The 18,375-nt window shown below is 70.9% G+C and carries 20 protein-coding genes; 13 read left to right on the top strand and 7 right to left on the bottom strand.

The features are described 5' to 3' along the window. Nucleotides 1–49: 49 nt before the first annotated feature. On the bottom strand, nt 50–589 hold the full coding sequence (locus ACIUM1_RS10885) for a TetR/AcrR family transcriptional regulator (RefSeq protein ID WP_406817158.1): 540 nt from the start codon (nt 587–589) through the stop codon (nt 50–52). Between the two features lie 86 nt (nt 590–675). Between ACIUM1_RS10885 and ACIUM1_RS10890 the strand changes: the two genes are divergently transcribed. The 10 genes from ACIUM1_RS10890 (at nt 676) to ACIUM1_RS10935 (ending at nt 8,918) form a co-directional block, all read left to right on the top strand. Beyond that, complete coding sequence (locus ACIUM1_RS10890) at nt 676–1,599, top strand: aldo/keto reductase (protein ID WP_406817159.1); 924 nt, start codon at nt 676–678, stop codon at nt 1,597–1,599. 11 nt (nt 1,600–1,610) lie between these two features. Continuing rightward, on the top strand, nt 1,611–2,066 hold the full coding sequence (locus tag ACIUM1_RS10895) for a nitroreductase family deazaflavin-dependent oxidoreductase (RefSeq protein ID WP_406817160.1): 456 nt from the start codon (nt 1,611–1,613) through the stop codon (nt 2,064–2,066). Between the two features lie 16 nt (nt 2,067–2,082). Beyond that, nucleotides 2,083–2,985: a 1,4-dihydroxy-2-naphthoyl-CoA synthase gene (locus ACIUM1_RS10900; protein ID WP_406817161.1), complete on the top strand. Its 903-nt coding sequence runs from the start codon at nt 2,083–2,085 to the stop codon at nt 2,983–2,985. 34 nt (nt 2,986–3,019) lie between these two features. Next, a complete protein-coding gene (locus ACIUM1_RS10905) occupies nt 3,020–3,916 on the top strand; it encodes an SDR family oxidoreductase (protein ID WP_406817162.1) in 897 nt (298 codons plus the stop codon). Nucleotides 3,917–3,956: 40 nt separating this feature from the next. Next, nucleotides 3,957–4,364 (top strand): VOC family protein, encoded by a 408-nt coding sequence (locus ACIUM1_RS10910; RefSeq protein ID WP_406817164.1) that lies wholly within the window; start codon nt 3,957–3,959, stop codon nt 4,362–4,364. Between the two features lie 97 nt (nt 4,365–4,461). Further along, nucleotides 4,462–5,703, top strand: coding sequence for an anion permease (locus ACIUM1_RS10915; RefSeq protein ID WP_406817165.1), 1,242 nt, complete (start codon nt 4,462–4,464; stop codon nt 5,701–5,703). After that, nucleotides 5,703–6,002, top strand: coding sequence for a hypothetical protein (locus tag ACIUM1_RS10920; protein WP_406817166.1), 300 nt, complete (start codon nt 5,703–5,705; stop codon nt 6,000–6,002). Before ACIUM1_RS10915 ends, ACIUM1_RS10920 begins: the two co-directional genes overlap by 1 nt. Nucleotides 6,003–6,058: 56 nt before the next feature. Next, complete coding sequence (locus ACIUM1_RS10925; protein WP_406817167.1) at nt 6,059–6,361, top strand: DUF3349 domain-containing protein; 303 nt, start codon at nt 6,059–6,061, stop codon at nt 6,359–6,361. A gap of 68 nt (nt 6,362–6,429) precedes the next feature. Continuing rightward, nucleotides 6,430–7,521, top strand: a complete 1,092-nt coding sequence (menE, locus tag ACIUM1_RS10930; protein WP_406817630.1) for an o-succinylbenzoate--CoA ligase — start codon at nt 6,430–6,432, stop codon at nt 7,519–7,521. A 17-nt stretch (nt 7,522–7,538) separates the two neighbouring features. Further along, nucleotides 7,539–8,918, top strand: a complete 1,380-nt coding sequence (locus ACIUM1_RS10935) for a hypothetical protein (protein ID WP_406817631.1) — start codon at nt 7,539–7,541, stop codon at nt 8,916–8,918. A gap of 4 nt (nt 8,919–8,922) precedes the next feature. On the opposite strand, the gene ACIUM1_RS10940 is transcribed toward ACIUM1_RS10935, so the two are convergent. Genes ACIUM1_RS10940 through ACIUM1_RS10950 form a run of 3 tightly spaced genes read right to left on the bottom strand, consistent with a single transcriptional unit; the run spans nt 8,923 to nt 12,070 of the window. Next, complete coding sequence (locus tag ACIUM1_RS10940; protein ID WP_406817168.1) at nt 8,923–9,585, bottom strand: DUF2064 domain-containing protein; 663 nt, start codon at nt 9,583–9,585, stop codon at nt 8,923–8,925. Then, complete coding sequence (locus tag ACIUM1_RS10945) at nt 9,582–10,244, bottom strand: glycosyltransferase family 2 protein (protein ID WP_406817169.1); 663 nt, start codon at nt 10,242–10,244, stop codon at nt 9,582–9,584. The genes ACIUM1_RS10940 and ACIUM1_RS10945 overlap by 4 nt, the downstream gene beginning before the upstream one ends. A 2-nt stretch (nt 10,245–10,246) precedes the next feature. Then, complete coding sequence (locus ACIUM1_RS10950) at nt 10,247–12,070, bottom strand: hypothetical protein (protein WP_406817171.1); 1,824 nt, start codon at nt 12,068–12,070, stop codon at nt 10,247–10,249. A 310-nt stretch (nt 12,071–12,380) separates the two neighbouring features. On the opposite strand from ACIUM1_RS10950, the gene ACIUM1_RS10955 reads away from it, so the two are divergent. Then, nucleotides 12,381–14,105: a hypothetical protein gene (locus ACIUM1_RS10955; protein WP_406817172.1), complete on the top strand. Its 1,725-nt coding sequence runs from the start codon at nt 12,381–12,383 to the stop codon at nt 14,103–14,105. A 3-nt stretch (nt 14,106–14,108) separates the two neighbouring features. On the opposite strand, the gene ACIUM1_RS10960 is transcribed toward ACIUM1_RS10955, so the two are convergent. Then, nucleotides 14,109–15,137 (bottom strand): NAD-dependent epimerase/dehydratase family protein, encoded by a 1,029-nt coding sequence (locus ACIUM1_RS10960; protein ID WP_406817173.1) that lies wholly within the window; start codon nt 15,135–15,137, stop codon nt 14,109–14,111. Continuing rightward, the gene (locus ACIUM1_RS10965) at nt 15,134–15,910 is read right to left on the bottom strand and encodes an S-methyl-5'-thioadenosine phosphorylase (protein ID WP_406817174.1); all 777 of its coding nucleotides are present in this window, start codon (nt 15,908–15,910) and stop codon (nt 15,134–15,136) included. The genes ACIUM1_RS10960 and ACIUM1_RS10965 overlap by 4 nt, the downstream gene beginning before the upstream one ends. 86 nt (nt 15,911–15,996) lie before the next feature. Between ACIUM1_RS10965 and ACIUM1_RS10970 the strand changes: the two genes are divergently transcribed. Further along, entirely contained in the window at nt 15,997–16,869 is an 873-nt protein-coding gene (locus tag ACIUM1_RS10970) for a 1,4-dihydroxy-2-naphthoate polyprenyltransferase (protein ID WP_406817175.1), read from the top strand. Nucleotides 16,870–16,966: 97 nt separating this feature from the next. After that, nucleotides 16,967–17,974, top strand: coding sequence for a beta-ketoacyl-ACP synthase III (locus ACIUM1_RS10975; protein ID WP_406817176.1), 1,008 nt, complete (start codon nt 16,967–16,969; stop codon nt 17,972–17,974). On the opposite strand, the gene ACIUM1_RS10980 is transcribed toward ACIUM1_RS10975, so the two are convergent. Then, nucleotides 17,971–18,366 carry a DUF4229 domain-containing protein gene (locus tag ACIUM1_RS10980; protein ID WP_406817177.1) on the bottom strand — a complete coding sequence of 132 codons (396 nt, stop codon included), beginning with the start codon at nt 18,364–18,366 and terminating at the stop codon, nt 17,971–17,973. The two genes, ACIUM1_RS10975 and ACIUM1_RS10980, sit on opposite strands and share 4 nt — an antisense overlap. Nucleotides 18,367–18,375: the final 9 nt, after the last annotated feature.

The following is an 18,375-nucleotide window of genomic DNA, read 5'->3' on the forward strand; positions in this document are numbered from 1 at the left end:
CTCGCGTCCGAGCGTGAAACCAACTTCACGTTCGGCGGGTAGGTGGGGGCTAAGCCGACACCCCCGCCACCAGCAGGTCGAGCATGCGGCCGGTCTGCTCCGGCGAACCGCTGACCAGAAAGATGCCGTTCAGGCTGGACACCACGTCGTCGGCCGGCACGTCGGCACGCAGGCTCGCGTCGTCGGCGCCGGCCCGTAGCAGCATCTCGACGGCGCCGACGATGCTGTCGCGAGTCTGGCTGACTTCCATGGCGCCCGAGGCGAAGATCGCCTGCAGCGACTCGGCCATGCCGCGCTTGGCGGCCACGAATGACGCATAGCGGTCCATCCAGCGTCGCAGCGCAATCTTGGGCGGGTGCCGCTGCAGCAGCCGCCCGGCCGCGGCGGCCACCTCGGCGAGCTCGGCGCGAAAAATCGCCTCGACCAACGCCTCGCGGTTGGGGAAATGGCGGTAGAGCGTGCCGATCCCCACTCCCGCGTCCCGGGCGATCGACTCCAGCGAGACCGATGCCCCGTGCGCGGTGAACGCCGCGGTGGCCGCCTCCAGCAGCCGTTCGCGGTTGCGCCGCGCATCCGACCTCTCCACCAAAGCGGAGGTCCCTCCGTTTCTGCTATGCTGCGTATGCGGAGGCCCCTCCGCTTCCCCAGTGTGTCACCGAATCCTTCAGGAGCACCATGACAGGCCACACCCCGCCCGGCGGCATCGGCACCCTGGGCACGACGCCCGTCGCCCGGATGGGCTACGGCGCCATGCAACTGTTCGAGGCCACGACCGTCGACGACGCGGTCGCGGTGCTGCGCCGCGCGATCGAACTGGGCGTCAACCACATCGACACCGCATCGTTCTATGGCCCCGGCGAGGTGGACCGCCGGATCCGGGCGGCGTTGGCCCCCTATCCGGACGACCTCGTCATCGTCAGCAAGGTCGGTGCGCGCTACACCGGCGGACAACCCATTCCCCTGGCCGCCGCCCAAAAGCCGGCCGAGCTGCGCGCCGCCGTCGAAGACGATCTGCGCCACCTCGGCCTGGATCGGATTGCGGTGGTCAACCTGCGCCGCCTCGACCTCGGCCCCGGGCTGGCCGCCGAGGGAGACCAGGTGGTCGACCTCGATGACCAACTCGCCGAGATGATCGCGCTGCGCGACGAAGGCAAGATCGGCGGGATCGGGATCAGCGCCGTGCCGCTCGACGTCGTGCAACGCGCGTTACCCGCCGGCATCGTCTGCGTGCAGAACCCCTACAGCCTGCTGGACCGCTCCCAAGAAGCCACGCTCGAGCTGTGCGCGGCCCGAAACATCGCCTGGGTCCCGTACTTCCCGCTCGGCTCGGCGTTCCCCGGATTCCCCAAGGTGGCCGACAACCCGGCGGTGGCCGAGATCGCGGGCGAGCTCGGTGTCACCGCTGCCCAGGTCGGGCTGGCCTGGCTGTTGGCCCACACGCCGAATACCTTGCTGATTCCCGGCACCCGGTCGATCGCCCACCTCGAAGAGAACATCGGCGCCGCGGACGTCGCGCTGAGCGCCGACGCGCTGGCACGCCTCGACGCCGTCGGAGCTACCGAGCCCCAGCCCCATGGTGTCGGGCCCTTTCAGAGGTAACGTCGCTGCCTATGGGAAGCGGTAACCGCGTCCGGCCTCCGTGGTGGCTGAAGCCGGCCAACAAGATCTTCATCGGAATGTCACGGCTGGGAATGAGTTTCGGGGCCGAGAGCCCGGTGGTGTTGAGCGTGGCCGGGCGCAAGTCCGGCGCCACCCGATCGACACCGGTGACCCCGATGACGGTCGACGGCAACCGGTACATCGTCGCCGGATTCCCCGGTGCCGACTGGGTCGCCAACGTGCGGGCGGCGCAGGAAGCGACGATCGCGCGCGGCCGCCGCGTCGAGCGGGTGCGGATGGCCGAGTTGCCCGCCGACGACGCACGGCCGATCCTGCGGGCCTTCCCGGCCGAGGTGCCCACCGGCGTGGGTTTCATGAAAAGGGCGGGTCTGGTCACCGACGGACGCCCGGAGGAATTCGAGGCGCTGGCCGGCCGCTGCGCGGTATTCCGGCTGGATCCGATCTAGATGGAGTTCAACACCCTTGAGTGACAACCCCTTTGACGAACAGGCCTGGCGTCCCGTGGCCGGGTTCGGCGACCTCACCGATATCACCTATCACCGGCACGTCGACGACGCCACGGTGCGGGTGGCGTTCGACCGGCCCGAGGTGCGCAACGCGTTTCGCCCGCACACCGTCGACGAGCTCTACCGGGTGCTCGACCACGCCCGGATGTCCCCCGACGTCGGCGTGGTGCTGCTGACCGGCAACGGGCCGTCCCCCAAGGACGGCGGCTGGGCGTTCTGCTCCGGCGGCGATCAGCGCATCCGCGGGCGCAGCGGCTACCAGTACGCCACCGGCGACACCGCCGACACCGTCGACACCGCCCGCGCCGGCCGGTTGCACATCCTCGAGGTGCAGCGGCTGATCCGGTTCATGCCCAAGGTGGTCATCTGTCTGGTCAACGGGTGGGCGGCCGGCGGTGGGCACAGCCTGCACGTGGTCTGCGACCTCACCCTGGCCAGCCGCGAGCATGCCCGCTTCAAGCAGACCGACGCCGATGTGGGCAGCTTCGACGGCGGTTACGGCAGCGCGTATTTGGCGCGTCAGGTCGGCCAGAAGTTCGCCCGGGAGATCTTCTTCCTGGGCCGCCCCTACACCGCCGAGCAGATGCACCAGATGGGCGCGGTCAACGCCGTCGTCGACCATGCCGAGCTGGAGAAGGCCGGCATCGAGTGGGCCGCCGAGATCAACGCCAAATCCCCGCAGGCGCAACGCATGCTGAAGTTCGCGTTCAACCTGCTCGACGACGGCCTGGTGGGCCAGCAGCTGTTCGCGGGCGAGGCCACCCGGCTGGCGTACATGACCGACGAGGCCGTCGAGGGCCGCGACGCGTTCCTGGAGAAGCGCGACCCGGACTGGAGCCGGTTCCCGCGCTACTTCTGAGCGCCGGCAAGTCGCCCGCCTAGACTCGCGTCCCGTGAGCAAGAGTCCCCTCCGCCGGATCGCCGACCAGTTCGTGCTGGCGACCATGCGACCCCCGATGGCGCCGCAAGTACTGGTCAACCGTCCGCTGATCAAGCCGATCGAGCTGGCCGGCAAGCGCATCCTGCTGACCGGAGCGTCCTCCGGCATCGGCGAGGCCGCCGCCGAGCAGTTCGCCCGGGCGGGCGCCACGGTGGTCGTCGTGGCCCGCCGCGCAGAACTGCTCGACGCGCTCGCGGACCGCATCACCGCCGCGGGCGGTGACGCCATTTCGATCCCGTGCGATGTCTCGGACATGGACGCCGTCGACACGCTGGTCGCCGACGTCCAAACACGTCTGGGCGGGATCGACATCCTGATCAACAACGCCGGCCGCTCCATTCGCCGGCCGCTGGCCGAATCACTGGAACGTTGGCATGACGTCGAGCGGACCATGGTGCTCAACTACTACGCGCCGCTGCGGCTGATCCGCGGGCTGGCGCCGGGGATGATCGAGCGCGGCGACGGCCACATCATCAACGTCTCGACGTGGGGGGTGCTGTCGGAGGCCTCGCCGCTGTTCGCGGTGTACAACGCCTCGAAGGCCGCGCTGTCGACGGTCAGCCGGGTGGTGGAAACGGAGTGGGGCGACAAAGGGGTGCACTCCAGCACGCTGTACTACCCGCTGGTGGCCACCCCGATGATCGCGCCGACCAAGGCCTACCAGGGCATGCCGGCGCTGACGCCGGAGGAGGCCGGCGAGTGGATGATCACCGCCGCGCGCACCCGCCCGGTGCGCATCGCACCGCGGATGGCGATCGCCGCCAAGGCGCTGGACACCTTCGGCCCCCGCTGGGTCAACGCCGTCATGCAGCGCCAGAGCCTGCAACCCAACCGCATCACCGACGGCTGATCCGGCCGCTTCGAGCGGGCGCTGTGATAGACACGACGCTATGGAGATCCTGGCCAGCCGGATGCTGCTCCGGCCGGCGGACTATCAGCGGTCGTTGGCCTTCTACCGCGACCAGATCGGCCTGGCGATAGCGCGTGAATATGGCGCGGGCACAGTATTTTTCGCGGGCCAGTCGCTGCTGGAACTCGCCGGGTACGGCTCCCCGGACCATTCCCGCGGGCCGTTCCCGGGCGCGCTGTGGCTACAGGTCCGCGACATCGAGGCAACCCAGGCCGAGCTTCGCGGCCGCGGGGTGGCGATCGCTCGTGAGGCTCGCCGGGAGCCGTGGGGCCTGCACGAGATGCACGTGATCGACCCGGACGGCGTCACGCTGATCTTCCTCGAAATCCCCTCCGACCACCCGTTACGGCGCGACACCCGAGGTGAACGACCGGCAAACGCCGGTTAACTGAGAGGTAACATCTGGCGACGAGTCAAGGTATACCCGCGATTCGGCTCGCCCAGCATTCGACAATGGAAACCTCCTACCACCAGAATCAGGCGCTGTGAACATCCAATTGTTCCTCTTGATCATTGTCGTAATCACGGCACTGGCTTTCGATTTCACCAACGGCTTCCACGACACCGGCAACGCGATGGCGACCTCGATCGCCAGCGGCGCGCTCAAGCCCAAGGTGGCGGTCGCGCTGTCGGCGGTGCTGAACCTCGTGGGTGCGTTCATGTCCACCGCCGTCGCCGCGACGATCGCCAAAGGCTTGATCGACGGGCACATCGTGACGCTGGAGCTGGTTTTCGCCGGCCTCGTCGGCGGCATCGTGTGGAACCTGCTGACCTGGCTGCTCGGTATCCCCTCGAGTTCGTCGCACGCCCTGATCGGGGGCATCGTCGGCGCCACCATCGCCGCCGTCGGCGCGCACGGGGTGATCTGGAAGGGCGTGGTGTCCAAGGCGATCATCCCGGCGGTGGTGTCGGCGATCCTGGCCATCGTGGTGGGCGCGGTCGCCACCTGGCTGGTCTACCGGATCACCCGCGGCATCTCGGCCGCGCGCACCGAGGCCGGCTTCCGGTACGGCCAGTGGGGCTCGGCGTCGCTGGTGTCGCTGGCCCACGGCACCAACGACGCGCAGAAGACGATGGGCATCATCTTCCTGGCGCTGATGTCCTACGGCTCGGTCAGCAAGACCGCCGCCATGCCGCCGCTGTGGGTCATCGTGGGCTGCGCGGTGTCGATGGCGCTCGGCACGTATCTGGGTGGCTGGCGGATCATTCGCACCCTGGGCAAGGGACTGGTCGAGATCCAGTCGCCGCAGGGCATGGCGGCCGAATCCTCTTCGGCCGCGGTGATTTTGCTTTCCGCCCACTTCGGCTACGCGCTGTCGACCACCCAGGTCTGCACCGGCTCGGTGCTGGGCAGCGGGCTGGGCAAGCCCGGCGGCGAGGTGCGCTGGGGCGTCGCCGGCCGGATGGGTGTCGCGTGGCTGGTCACGCTTCCGCTGGCCGGGCTGGTCGGTGCTCTCACCTACTGGATCGTGCACCTGATCGGCGGTTACCCGGGCGCCATCGTCGGCTTCGCGCTGCTGGTCGCGGTCTCGGCCACCATCTACATCCGGTCGCGCAAGGTCAAGGTCGACCACCGCAACGTCAACGCCGAATGGAAGGGCGACCTGACCAGCGGGCTCGAGGAGTCCGACGATCAGCACCCGCCCTCGGATGCCGGGCCCAAGGTCGGCGGCGGTACGACTCCCCGGTTCGGCTCCGACGACCCCACCATTAAGGCGAATGCGTGATGAGTCACTTCAGCGACTGGTTCAACTACCAGGCCTCCCTCAAGATCCTGCTCTTCTCCATGCTGGCCGGCGCCGCACTACCGGGACTGTTCGCCCTGGGGCTGCGATTCCAGGCGATCGGCGCCGGACAGGCCGGCGCCGAGGGCAGCCCAGCGCAGAAGAACCCGGCGCTGCTCGCGATCGCCTGGGCCATTTACGCGGTGGTGCTTTTCGTCATCGCCTTCGCGTTGCTGTACATCTCGCGGGACTTCATCGCCCATCACACTGGCCAACCTTTCCTCGGCGCCAAACCCAAGTAGCATCGATTGGTGCCCACGGATTTGCTTAGCCAGACACCGGGGGGTGTTGTCAGCGCGTGAACGGATTCCTCAACTCGATCGTCTCCTGGCTGCGGGCGGGTTACCCCGAAGGCGTGCCGCCCACCGACACCTTCCCGGTGCTGGCCTTGCTGGCCCGCCGGCTGTCCAATGACGAAGCCAAGGCGGTGGCCTGCGAGCTGGTTCGGCGCGGCGAGTTCGACGATGTCGACATCGGCGTGCTGATCACCCAGATCACCGACGAGCTGCCCTCCCCCGCCGACGTCGAGCGGGTGCGGGTGCGACTGGCGGCGAAGGGCTGGCCGTTCGACGACGCCGACCAGGCCGGGGACCCGGCATAGCCGTACTGCGCGCCCTGCGCCTCGCGCCGGGCTCGGCGGTCTCGGCGCTGTTGCCCGCCCTGGAACGGGTGCTCGACGGGCGTGACCCCGCGTTGGTCGCGCTGCCCGCCGGCGACGACCGCGAGGCGGAGGCGCTGCGGGTGGGTTTGCGGGTCGGGCAATCCATCGACGACGACGTGGCCCTGGTCGTGGCGACGTCGGGAACCACCGGAACTCCCAAGGGCGCCTTGCTGACCGCCGCCGCCCTGACGGCCAGCGCGACGGCCACCCATGACCGCCTCGGCGGGCCGGGCAGCTGGCTGCTTGCCTTGCCGCCGCACCACATCGCCGGGGTGCAGGTGTTGGTGCGCAGCGTGCTGGCCGGCTCGGTACCGGTCGAGATGGACGTCTCCGCCGGATTCGACGTCGCCGAATTGCCCAGGGCGATAAGGGCGTTGCGGCCGGGGCGGCGATACACGTCGCTGGTTGCCGCGCAGTTGGCCAAGGCGCTGGCCGACACGGCGGCCGCGGCCGCGCTCGCCGAACTGGACGCCTTGCTGCTCGGCGGCGGCCCGGCGCCGCGACCGGTCCTCGACGACGCGGCCGCGGCGGGCATCACCGTGGTCCGCACCTACGGCATGAGCGAGACCGCCGGGGGCTGCGTCTACGACGGTGTCCCGCTGCACGGCGTGCGGCTACGGACGGTCGACGGCCGCATCGTCATCGGCGGCAGCACGTTGGCCAAGGGTTACCGCAACCCGGTCGACCCGGATCCGTTCGCCGAGCCGGGCTGGTTTCGCACCGACGACCTCGGCGCCGTCAGCGACGCGGGGGTGCTGACCGTCCTGGGCCGCGCCGACGACGCGATCAGCACCGGCGGGTTGACGGTGCTGCCGCAGCCGGTCGAGGCGGCGGTGTGCGCCCATCCGGCGGTGCGTGAGTGCGCGGTGTTCGGAGTGGCCGACGACCGGCTGGGGCAGCGGGTGGTCGCCGCGATCGTGGTGCGCGACGGGTCCGCCGCGCCGACCCTGGACGCGCTGCGGGCGCAGGTGACCCGCACCCTGGACGCCACCGCCGCGCCGCGCGAGCTGCACATCGTCGACGCACTGCCGCGCCGCGGCATCGGCAAGGTCGACCGGACGGCCTTGGTGCGCCGGTTCGCCGGCGCGGGCGATCAATAGGCTGTTCCTCCGTGAGGATCGCCGGACGGGAGGCAGCGCGCGAAGCGGTAGCGGTCACGATCGGGGTGGTGCTGGTGGCGGCGGCGTTCGTGCTGCCGCGGGTGAACGCAGGCGTGCGGCCGCGTCTCGACGTCGGCGCCGAGAAGTTCGCCACCCACGCCGGCGCCGCGCCGATCTTCGGCGAATGGTTGATCCACGCCAGTTGGGGAACCGGACCGGCCATCGCCATCGCGATCGCCGTCGTCGCGTGGGGACCCGTTCTGTCGCAACGCCTTTCGTGGCGGGCGCTGACGCTCGGCAGTTGGGCAACCGCGTGCGGGTGGGCGTTCGCGCTGGCGATGATCGACGGCTGGCAGCGCGGCTTCGTCGGCCGGCTGACCACCCGGGACGAATACCTGTCGCAGGTGCCCAGCATCACCGACATCGGCGCGACGCTCCGAACGTTCGCGAGCCGGATCGTGGACTACCAACCGAACTCGTGGACCACCCACGTGTCGGGGCATCCACCCGGCGCGCTGCTGACCTTCGTCTGGCTGGACCGGCTGGGCCTGCACGGCGGCGCCTGGGCCGGGCTGCTGTGTCTGCTGTGCGGGTCGAGCGCGGCGGCCGCGGTGATGATCGCCGTGCGCGCGCTGGCCGACGAGCAGACCGCGCGCCGGGCCGCCCCGTTCGTCGCCCTGGCACCGACGGCGATCTGGGTGGCCGTGTCCGCCGACGGCTACTTCGCCGGCGTGGCGGCCTGGGGCATCGCGCTGCTGGCCGTGGCGGTGCACCGCCCGGTCCGATTCCCCGCGCTGACGGCCGCGGGGGCGGGCCTGCTGCTGGGCTGGGGGGTGTTCTGCAACTACGGCCTGATGCTGATGGGATTGCCGGCCCTGGCGGTGCTGGCCTCCGCCCAGCAGCCGGACAACGGCTGGGCGCACTGGCGAGCGATCCTGCGCGCCCTGGGCCCGGCGGCGCTGGCCGCCATCGCGGTGGCGGTGGCCTTCGCCGTCGCGGGGTTCTTCTGGTTCGACGGCTACACCCTGGTGCAGCAACGCTATTGGCAGGGCATCGCCAAATTCCGGCCGTTCCAGTATTGGAGCTGGGCCAACCTGGCGTGCGTCGTGTGCGCGATCGGGTTGGGTGGCGTCGCCGGAATCAGCAGGGTGTTCGACTGGGCCGCCATCCGGCGTCGCTCCGGTTTTCACCTGCTGCTGTTGGGCGTGCTGGCCGCCGTGGTGTGCGCGGACCTGAGCATGCTCAGCAAGGCCGAGGTGGAACGCATCTGGCTGCCGTTCACCGTGTGGCTCACCGCGGCGGCCGCGTTGCTGCCGGTACGCTCACACCGAATCTTCTTGGCGCTCAACGCCGTCGGCGCCCTGGCACTCAACACCGTCATCCTGACGAACTGGTAGCGGCTCACAGGCCGGCGGCGCGGGTGACCCGGACGAACCGGCCGGTGGGTGGGCAGGCGTCGCGCACCAGCGCGACGTCGTCAACATAGTCCACGTCGGCCAGCGTCTGGACGGTTGCGACGTCGATGCCGTTGTCGCGCAATGCTTTCAAGGTCAGGTCCCCGGTGTCGGGCGCGGACATCGGAACGCCGCGCAGGCACTGCGCCATGGCGGGCTCCGCCACGCCGAGCACCCACCAGCCGCCGTCGCGGGCCGGCCCGAGCACCGCCGGCATCTCGAGCAACCGGCGCGCGCACCCGGCCAACAGCTCCGCGCTCACCTGGGGCGTGTCCATGCCGATCTGCAGCACCGGAGACCCGTCGGCCGCGTCGGCGTGCGCGTTGGCGAGCCGGGCCGCGAAATCCGCACCGCGCTGCGCGATGACCGTGAAGGACGCCAGCCGCTGCCGGATCTCGGCGGCGTTCGCGGCCGCGTCCAGGTTGCCGGTCAGGGCCACCACCCTCGCCGCCACCGGTGCCGCGGCCACGGCGTCGAGCGTGTCAAGCAGTGCCGCGGCGGCGATTTCGGCCGCGACCCGGTCGCCGACGGCCGCAGCCAGCCGCGTCTTGGCCCTGCCCGGCTCGGGCGCCTTGGCGACCACCAGCAGCGTCACCGGCAGCAGGCTCACGAAATCACCTTCCAGAAGTCGAGGATCGCGGTGATGCTGCCCCGCAGCGACCCGCTGACCTTCGACTTGCCGCCCGTCCGTGGGCCGTAGCTGACGTCGAGTTCGACGACGCGCCATCCGGCGGCGGCGGCACGCACCAGCAGTTCCAGCGGATAACCCGATCGCCGGTCGACGACGCCCAACCGCAGCAGCGCATCGCGCCGGGCCACCCGCATCGGCGCGATGTCGTGCACCGGCAGCCCGTGCCGGGTGCGCAGTCGCCAGCTCATGACGACAGTGCCGACCCGGGCCACCCACGGCCAGTGCAGCCCGGGCACCGGCCGGCGCCGGCCGGTCACCAGGTCGGCGCCGCGCTCGAGCTCGGCGACCAGCCGGGGCAGATCGCCGCCGTCCATCGAGCCGTCGGCGTCGATGACCGCCACGATCGGTGTCGTCGCCGCCAGCACGCCCGCGTGCACGGCCGCGCCGTACCCGGCCCGGGGTTCGGCGACGACGCGGGCGCCGTGCCGGCTCGCGACGCCGGCGGTGTCATCGGTGCTGTTGTTATCCACCACCAACGCGTGGTAGCCGGCGGGAATGGCGGCCAGCACCGCCGGCAGCGACTCCTCCTCGTTGAGGCAGGGCAGGACCACCGTGACCAGACCGTCGGCCTCGGCCACGCTCAGAACCCGCGGTGGGGGTGGGGCTCCTGCGGGTACATCGGCTGCTGCGGGGACATCGGCTGCTGCGGGTAGACCGGCTGCTGCGGGTAGACCGGCTGCGAATGCGTCGGCGGCACGGTCTGCTGCGTGTGCGTCGGCGGCGGCGCCTGGGTGGTTTCCCGGGTGCTCGGCGGCGAATAGGTGCTCGTCGGCGGCTCGTGTGTGGTGCTCGGCGGCGAATACGTCGTTGTCGGAGGCGAATACGTCGTCGTCGGCGGCTCGTGTGTGGTGCTCGGCGGCGAATACGTCGTCGTCGGCGGTTGGTACGTGGTGGTCGGCGGCGTATAGGGCGTGGTCGTCGGCGGCGTATAGGGCGGGCTGTAGGGCGGGTTGTACGGAGGGTGGTAGGGCGGGTAGTTCGGCCCCCACCCCGGGATCGGCACGGGAATCGGAAGGGGAACCGGCACAATGGGATTCGGGCGAGGCGCCCAACCCGGACCGGGATTGGGCACCGCACCGGGGTTGGGCACGCCACCGGGGGCGGGTGCCTCCGGAACGGGGGCCGGTACGCCGCCTCCCGACGGCGGCGCCACCTGCTGGGGAACCGGGTTGTTCGGGGCCGGGACGGTGCCGCCCTGGAATCCGGCGTTGGGCGCATCGGCCGGGGGCGGCGGCAGCGGCGCCTGCTGCTGGCTCGGCAGGATCGGCATGAACTTGCCCGGAGTGCCATTCTGGACACCCACCACCGGCTGCCGGCTGGCGGTGGGCTCAACGGCGACCGCGATCGCGGTGGCCAGCGAGGCCAACCCGATGACCGCGAAGGCGATGACGGCGTTGCCGATCACCAGCGACCGCCGCGACAGCTTCGTCGGTACTTCCTCGTCGACGTCGCCGTACTCGTAGTCGTCCAATTCGGGGTCGTACTCGTCGAATTCGCCCGGGTACTGCTCGCCGTCATCGGCCATCGAATAGGCCAGCTGGTGGTCTTCGGCGTTCGGGTCGGCGAACTCCGGCGCCGGCACGACGGTCGTCTCGTCGCCGGTGAACCCGGCCGCCGGTGCCAGCGCGGTGGCGTCCCCGAACGCGGGCGCCAGCGCGGTGGCGTCCCCGGCCACCGGTGCCATCGCGGTCTCGTCGCCGGTCAGCCCGACCGCCGGCGCCAGGGCCGTCGCGTCCCCCGCCGGCAGCGTCCCCGCCGGGGCGGCGGCGATCGCGGCGCCGCGCGCGAGCGCAAAGGTGGGGTCGTCGGCGACCCGCACCCGCATGGTCGACGCGTCGCGAAGCTCGTCGGCGACCCGGTTCAGATCGGGCGACGCACCCAGCAGATACACATCCTGTGGGGCGTCGGGGTGGGCGCGCAGGTTCGCCATCATGGTGTGGAACGCGGCCGTCGCATCGCCGCCCGCACCGGCCAGCGGCTGGCTGGCCAGCACGGTCGGCGGCGCGTCCGGGTCGCCGTCGCCCGAACCCACCATCGACAGCGTCGCGGTCGCGTCGTCCATCACCAGCGCCGCGCCGGGCCGGCCGGCCGCGCGCATCAGGGCGGCCACCGCCTGGGATTCGGACAGCACCGCGACGTTGTGCACGCCGGAATCCTCCAGCGCCCGCCGCAACCGGTCGGCGGCGGGGTGGTCGGTCCAGCACAGCCGGGTGCCGACCAGCCGGTGGTTCTCGCCGGCCAGCAGCCGGTTCGTGCCGACCACGGTCTCGGTCAGCGTTCCGATCGGATTGTCAGCGAGATCGACGACGGATTGGTCGATCACGTCGGCCCCCTGCGCGCCCGACCCGACCAGGGCCAAGCGAGCGACGGGTCCGGTGACCGCAACCCCCAAAACGACGTCCATCCCCGCTCTCCTTCACCCGGCTACCCCGCAGCCGGCGATGTCCCGGCATCATTACACTTGCGATACCGTTGGCAGTGTCAATCATTCAGGCGACAAGCTTCGTCTACTAGCGCAGCGTAACCAGCTTTTCGAACGACAGGACGCCCCACCGCGGAATCATCTGCGCCCCAGCAGCCGGTCTGAGCCACCGCCACGGCATCCGAACGGAGAATATGTTGGCAAGCGAGCACGGCGTTTCGCTCGGCGGGGTAATCCCTCACCGGACACCCGAAACTGCGCCAAGAATATCCGTCCTTGAACCCCGGGGGGCATGGTGAGCCAGAGCAGCGACGACACGCCGACCGGGCCCATCCGCGGTCAGACCGGGCCGGCACCGGCGCCGCGCATCATCCGCGCGCACGCCACCGGCGGCGCCGCCGCCCCGGCGGCCGCGGCGACGAAGCGGTACCGGCACGTGGTCGGCGACCTGACCGCCGTCGCGCTGCTGGTCCTCGCGGTGTTCTTGCCGTGGAACCTCTACTTCGGCCTGGGAATCCCCAACAGCAACGGCATCCTGTTCGGGGTGCTGATCGCGGTGACGGTGCTGGCCGTCGTCGCCGTCCTGCTCGCCGGGACCTGGCGATCGACCGGCGCGCGGTTCAACCCGGCGCGGGCCGCGCGGCTTCGGCTGGCGCTCAACGCCCCCTATCTACTGCTGGTGCTCGCCTTCGTGGTGTTCGACGCGTACGAGACCGTACGTTTCGGTGGCACGGTCAACGTGCCCGGCGGTGTCGGGCCGGGGGCCTGGGCCGGGGTTGCCGGCTCGCTGCTGAGCGCCCAGGCGGTGCCGACCGGCGCCGTTGCCGGACCGATTCCGGCCGGCGACGAATCCACCGGATGGCACAGGTCGGCGCGGATCATCGGCGCGCTGTCGATGCTCACGGCGGTGCTCAGCTTCGGTTTCAACCTGTACTGGCGGGTGCGGTACGCGCTGCAAAACACCGGCGGCGCCGCGGAATTCGGCAAGCAGAACATCGCCGTGATCGCGACCGCGGTGGTGTACGGCGTAGTGGCGCTGATCGCGGTGCTGGTCGCCTCCAGGTGGCTGCTGCGCAGCGCCCGCGACAGCCGGCTGACGACCGTCGTGCTCGGCGCGTCGACGCTGGCCGCCGGGATCCTGGTGTGGTTCCTGCCCGCCGGTCGTGACATCGACGCCTTCCACGGCATCGCGCAGAACACGTCGACCGCCGGCGTCGGGTTCGAGGGCTACCTGGCGTGGGCGGCCGGCGCGGCGCTGTTCGCGCCGCGAGCCCTGTTCGGGCACCGGAACGCTTTGCCGACGGAGGAATCCGCGTGGCGCGCGACGATCCGAAATGGCTTGCTGCTCATCGCCGTCTGGTGCGTGGGATCGGTGGCGATGCGGATCACCGACCTCGTCGTCGGCGTGATCCTGAACTATCCGTTCTCCCGGTACAACAGCATCGTGCAGGCCGCGTTCGACCTGGCCACCGCGGTGCTGGCGATCTGGCTGCGCCGCAGGCTGGCCACCCTCTCGACGCGAACGGTCACCTCGCTGTGCGGGCTCGTCGCCACCCTCAGCGTGGCCCGTGTCATCGTCGGCGTCGAGCTGGCGCCGCGGTTCGCCGACTCGCCCAATTCGCCTGCGCTGCACCCGGTCTACGGAAACAACCTGGCCCAGCAGATCACCAGCGTCTTCGACGTGACGCTGTGCTGGCTGGCGCTGGGCATCCTGGTGGCGGCCATCGTCACCGGGCAGCTGAGCGGTCGTCGGCTGGCTCGTCGCGCCGCGCGCCGGCGCGCCGCCGCGGCGAATGCCGCGGCACCCACCACCCGAGTCCCGGTGGGCCACGGTGCGAGGCCGTCGACCGCGGCGACCACCCGCATTCCCGCCGGCGTCCCCGGCGCCGACAACGATCCACCCACCAACGAGATACCGCCGCTGGGCAACGCGCCCCGGATCTTTCGCGGTGACGATTCGGGAACCCGCCAAATCCCCGCGCAGAAACCGCAGATCTACCGTCCCCCGCAGGGTTAACGCTCAGCGAAGGGGCGCGAACGCGAATTCCCGCAGCCCGTCGCCCGGTGCGACGGCCGCCCGGAAACCGAGCGCCTCGGTGGCCCTGGACGGGTCGGCGACGATGTGGCGCACGTCGCCGCTGCGGTACTGCCCGGTGACCACCGGGGACAGCGAGCCGCCCCGCGCATCGCACAGCGCGCCGGCCACCTCCAGAATCGAAATCGGTTGGCCCGAGCAGACATTGACGGCGGTGAAGCCCTCGCGCTGCTGCGTCGCGGCGACGTTGGCTGCGGCGACGTCGTCGACGTGAACGAAGTCACGCATCTGCCCGCCATCCTCGAAAACCCTTGGCGGATCACCCTTTTCCAGGGCCGACCGGAAGATCGCCGCCACCCCGGAGTAGGGGGTGTCGCGCGGCATGCCGGGGCCGTAGACGTTGTGGTAGCGCAGCGCCACCACCGAACCACCGGTGGCCTCCGACCACGCCAGCGCGTAATGCTCCTGGGCGGTCTTGCTGGCGGCGTACAGGCTTCGGGGCCGCAGGCAGGCGTCCTCGTCGACGAGGCGCCAGTGCAGTTCCTCCCCGCCGAGCGGACAACGGTGCTCGAAGATTCCGGCGTCGAGGTCCGCGCGTCGCCGCGGCAGCGGATCCACGGATCCGTGTCGTTCGCAGTGATATCTGCCCTGCCCGTACACCACCATCGACGAGGCCAGCACCAGGCGCCGCACCCCGGCGGCGAACATCTGCGCCAACAGGACCGTGGTGGCCAGATCGTTGTGCCCGCCGTAGGCGGGGGCGTCGGCGGCGTCCACGCCCGCACCCACCATCGCCGCCTGATGGCACACCACGTCCACGCCCGCCAACAACGGGGCCAACCCGTCGGCGTCTCGCACGTCGACGCGGTGACATCCGGGCGGCAGCACCGGATCTGGGCCGTGCGCGGCGGGCAGCAACGCGTCGACGGCCACCACCTCGTGCCCCGCGGACCGCAGCGCGGCGTCCACCCGGGAACCGATGAAGCCCGCCGCGCCGGTCAGCAGCACCCTCACGGCAACTCGATGGGCAACGTGACCCCGGCGTGCGGCCGGCAATGCGTGCAGGTGCGGTCGACGGCCACCCGGCCGATGGCCCGGCGGACCAGCGTCTTGAACACTTCGATGTTCTTCTCGAATTCGGCGAACACGTCGACGGCCTTCACACCCTCCCCGGCACTCACCCCTGCATCCAGATCGGTCACCAAAGCTATTGCGGCATAGCATATTTCGAGTTCTCGGGCGAGCACCGCCTCCGGGTAGCCGGTCATGTTGACCAGCGAGAAGCCGGCGGAGGCGAACCATTGGCTTTCGGCGCGGGTGGAAAAGCGCGGCCCCTGGATCACCACCATGGTGCCGCCGTCGGTCACACCGGGCAGGGCGGTCACCGCGTCGCGCAGCGCCGGGCAGTACGGGTCGGCGAAGTCGACGTGGATGCCGCCGGAGTCGAAATAGGTGTCGGCGCGGCCCCTGGTGCGGTCGACCAGCTGGTCGGGCACCACGACGGTGCCCGGACCGAGTTCGGGTTTGAGGCTGCCGACCGCGCACGGTGCGAGTACCCGCCGCACGCCGAGCTTGCGCAGGGCCCACATGTTGGCCCGGTACGGCACGGTGTGCGCGGAGAATTCGTGCTTGGCGCCGTGCCGCGGCAGGAAAGCCACCTCGTGATCGCCGATGGCGCCGACGGTGACCGGGGCGCTGGGCGGCCCGTACGGGGTGTCGACGGCGACGTCGTGGGAGTCGGATCCAAAGAAGGTGTAGAAGCCGCTGCCGCCGATGACTCCGAGCATCCGACCATTGTGGTGCATGACCGCGCGGGCTGATCGTCGGTGCGGGGCCCGGGCATCGCGGACCCGCCACCTGGCAGGATGTCGGTGTGGCCAATTTGGGGCAGTGGATTTCCGGTGCGCGGCCGCGGACGCTGCCCAACGCGGTGGCGCCGGTTGTCGCGGGCACCGGTGCGGCGGCGTGGCTGGGATCCGCGGTGTGGTGGAAGGCGCTGCTGGCGCTGGCCGTCGCGCTCTCGCTGACCATCGGCGTCAATTACGCCAACGACTACTCGGACGGCATCCGCGGCACCGACGACGACCGGGCCGGCCCGGTGCGCCTGGTCGGTTCGCGGCTGGCGGCGCCGCGGGCGGTGCTGACCGCCGCGGTCGCCAGCCTGACGATCGGGGCGATCGCCGGGCTGGCGCTGGCGCTGTCCAGCGCGCCATGGCTGATCGCGGTGGGCGCGGCCTGCATAGCCGGGGCGTGGCTGTACACCGGCGGGTCGAAACCCTACGGGTACGCCGGTTTCGGCGAGGTCGCGGTATTCCTGTTCTTCGGGCTGGTCGCCGTGCTGGGCACCCAGTACACCCAGGCGCTGCGGGTGGACTGGGTGGGCCTGACGCTGGCGGTGTCGATCGGGGCGTTGTCCTCGTCGGTGCTGGTGGCCAACAACCTGCGGGACATCCCGACCGACGCGCAGTCGGGAAAGATCACCCTGGCGGTGCGGCTGGGCGATGCCCGCACCCGGATCCTGTACCAGGCGCTGCTGGGCACCGCCGGCGTGCTGACTCTGGTGTTGCTGCGGGCGACCCCGTGGTGCGCCGCCGGATTGATCGCCACGCCGCTGGCGCTGCGCGCTGCGGCCCCGGTGCGATCGGGCCGCGGCGGGCGCGAGCTGATTCCGGTGCTGCGCGATACCGGGCTGGCGATGGTGGTGTGGGCGGTCGCGGTGGCTGCGGCGCTCGCGCTGACTCCCTAACGGCCGCTTGGGGTTACCTATAGTCCAGTCAAAAACTCCCGAGGGCGCCCCGTTTCGGGTACCTTTGCGTCTGCTCGGGCGATAGCGAAGGACCGCAATGAAGCAGATTGCCGCGACCAGCGGGCCCACCAACATCGGCTTACTCAGCGTCGGGTCGTACCGCCCCGAGCGGGTGGTCACCAACGACGAGCTCTGCGAGAACATCGACTCGTCCGACGAGTGGATCTATTCGCGAACCGGAATCAAGACCCGCCGATTCGCCGCGCGCGACGAATCCGTCACCTCCATGGCGACCACGGCCGGGCTGGAGGCGGTCGCCAAGGCCTCCCTCGAGCCATCCGACATCGATTGCGTCATCGTCGCCACCAGCACCCACTTCACCCAGACGCCCCCGTGCGCGCCGGCGGTCGCGACGGCGGTGGGCGCCACCGGCGTGCCCGCGTTCGACATCTCGGCCGGCTGCGCCGGCTTCGGCTACGCGCTGGGCGTGGCGTCCGACATGGTGCGGGGCGGCACGGCCGCCAAGGTGCTGGTGCTCGGTTCGGAGAAGCTGTCGCCCACCGTGGACATGCAGGATCGGAGCAACTGCTTCATCTTCGCCGACGGCGCCGCCGGAGTGGTGGTCGGCGAGACCCCCGACCAGGGCATCGGACCCACCGTCTGGGGCAGCGACGGCGCGCAGGCCTTCGCCATCCGCCAGGACATCGAGTGGATCGACTTCCTGGACAACCGCACCGGCGAGCGCCCCTACCTGAGGCTCGAAGGCAGCGCGGTCTTCCGGTGGGCGGCTTTCGAAATGGGCAAGGTCGGCCGGCAGGCGATGGACGCGGCGGGCGTCCGGCCCGACGAGATCGACGTGTTCCTGCCGCATCAGGCCAACAGCCGGATCAACGAGGTGCTGGCCAAGAGTCTGGATCTGCGGCCGGACGCGATCGTCGCCAACGACATCGAACACACCGGTAACACCTCGGCCGCGTCCATCCCGCTGGCGATGGCCGCGGCGCTGACCACCGGGGCGGCCAAGGCCGGCGACCTGGCCCTGCTGCTCGGCTACGGCGCCGGCCTGAGCTATGCCGCGCAGGTCGTGCGGCTGCCCAGCGGCTAGCCGTGCCCTGAATCTTGGCCGCCGCCCTCGCCGGGCGCAGCGTCGCCGTGCAGACGGGCCTGCAGCAGTTCGCGTTCCCGGCGCCGTCGTTCCCCGGCGATGGCCAGCGCCGCGGTGGCGCGGCGGCGCAGCGGGGCGAACATCCAGATGCCCAGCGGCATCGCGATGATCAGCGCGAACAGCACCGCCACCACGATCGGGAACTGCGTGATGCCCGCCAGCCGCGCCACACCGTAGATCACTCCGGTGAGCGCCACCGCCAGCAGAACCCGTGCCGCCAGGTAGGCGGCCACGTGCACCGCGACCCGGTTCCCGGCGGGCTGGGCGACACCCCCGGGCGCGGCGTGGTTCTCCGTGTTCCCGGTGCTGTCGTCGCTAGCTTCTTGTGACACAGGGAGAGC

It is taken from the genome of Mycobacterium sp. M23085 (assembly GCF_045343915.1).
GTDB lineage: Bacteria > Actinomycetota > Actinomycetes > Mycobacteriales > Mycobacteriaceae > Mycobacterium.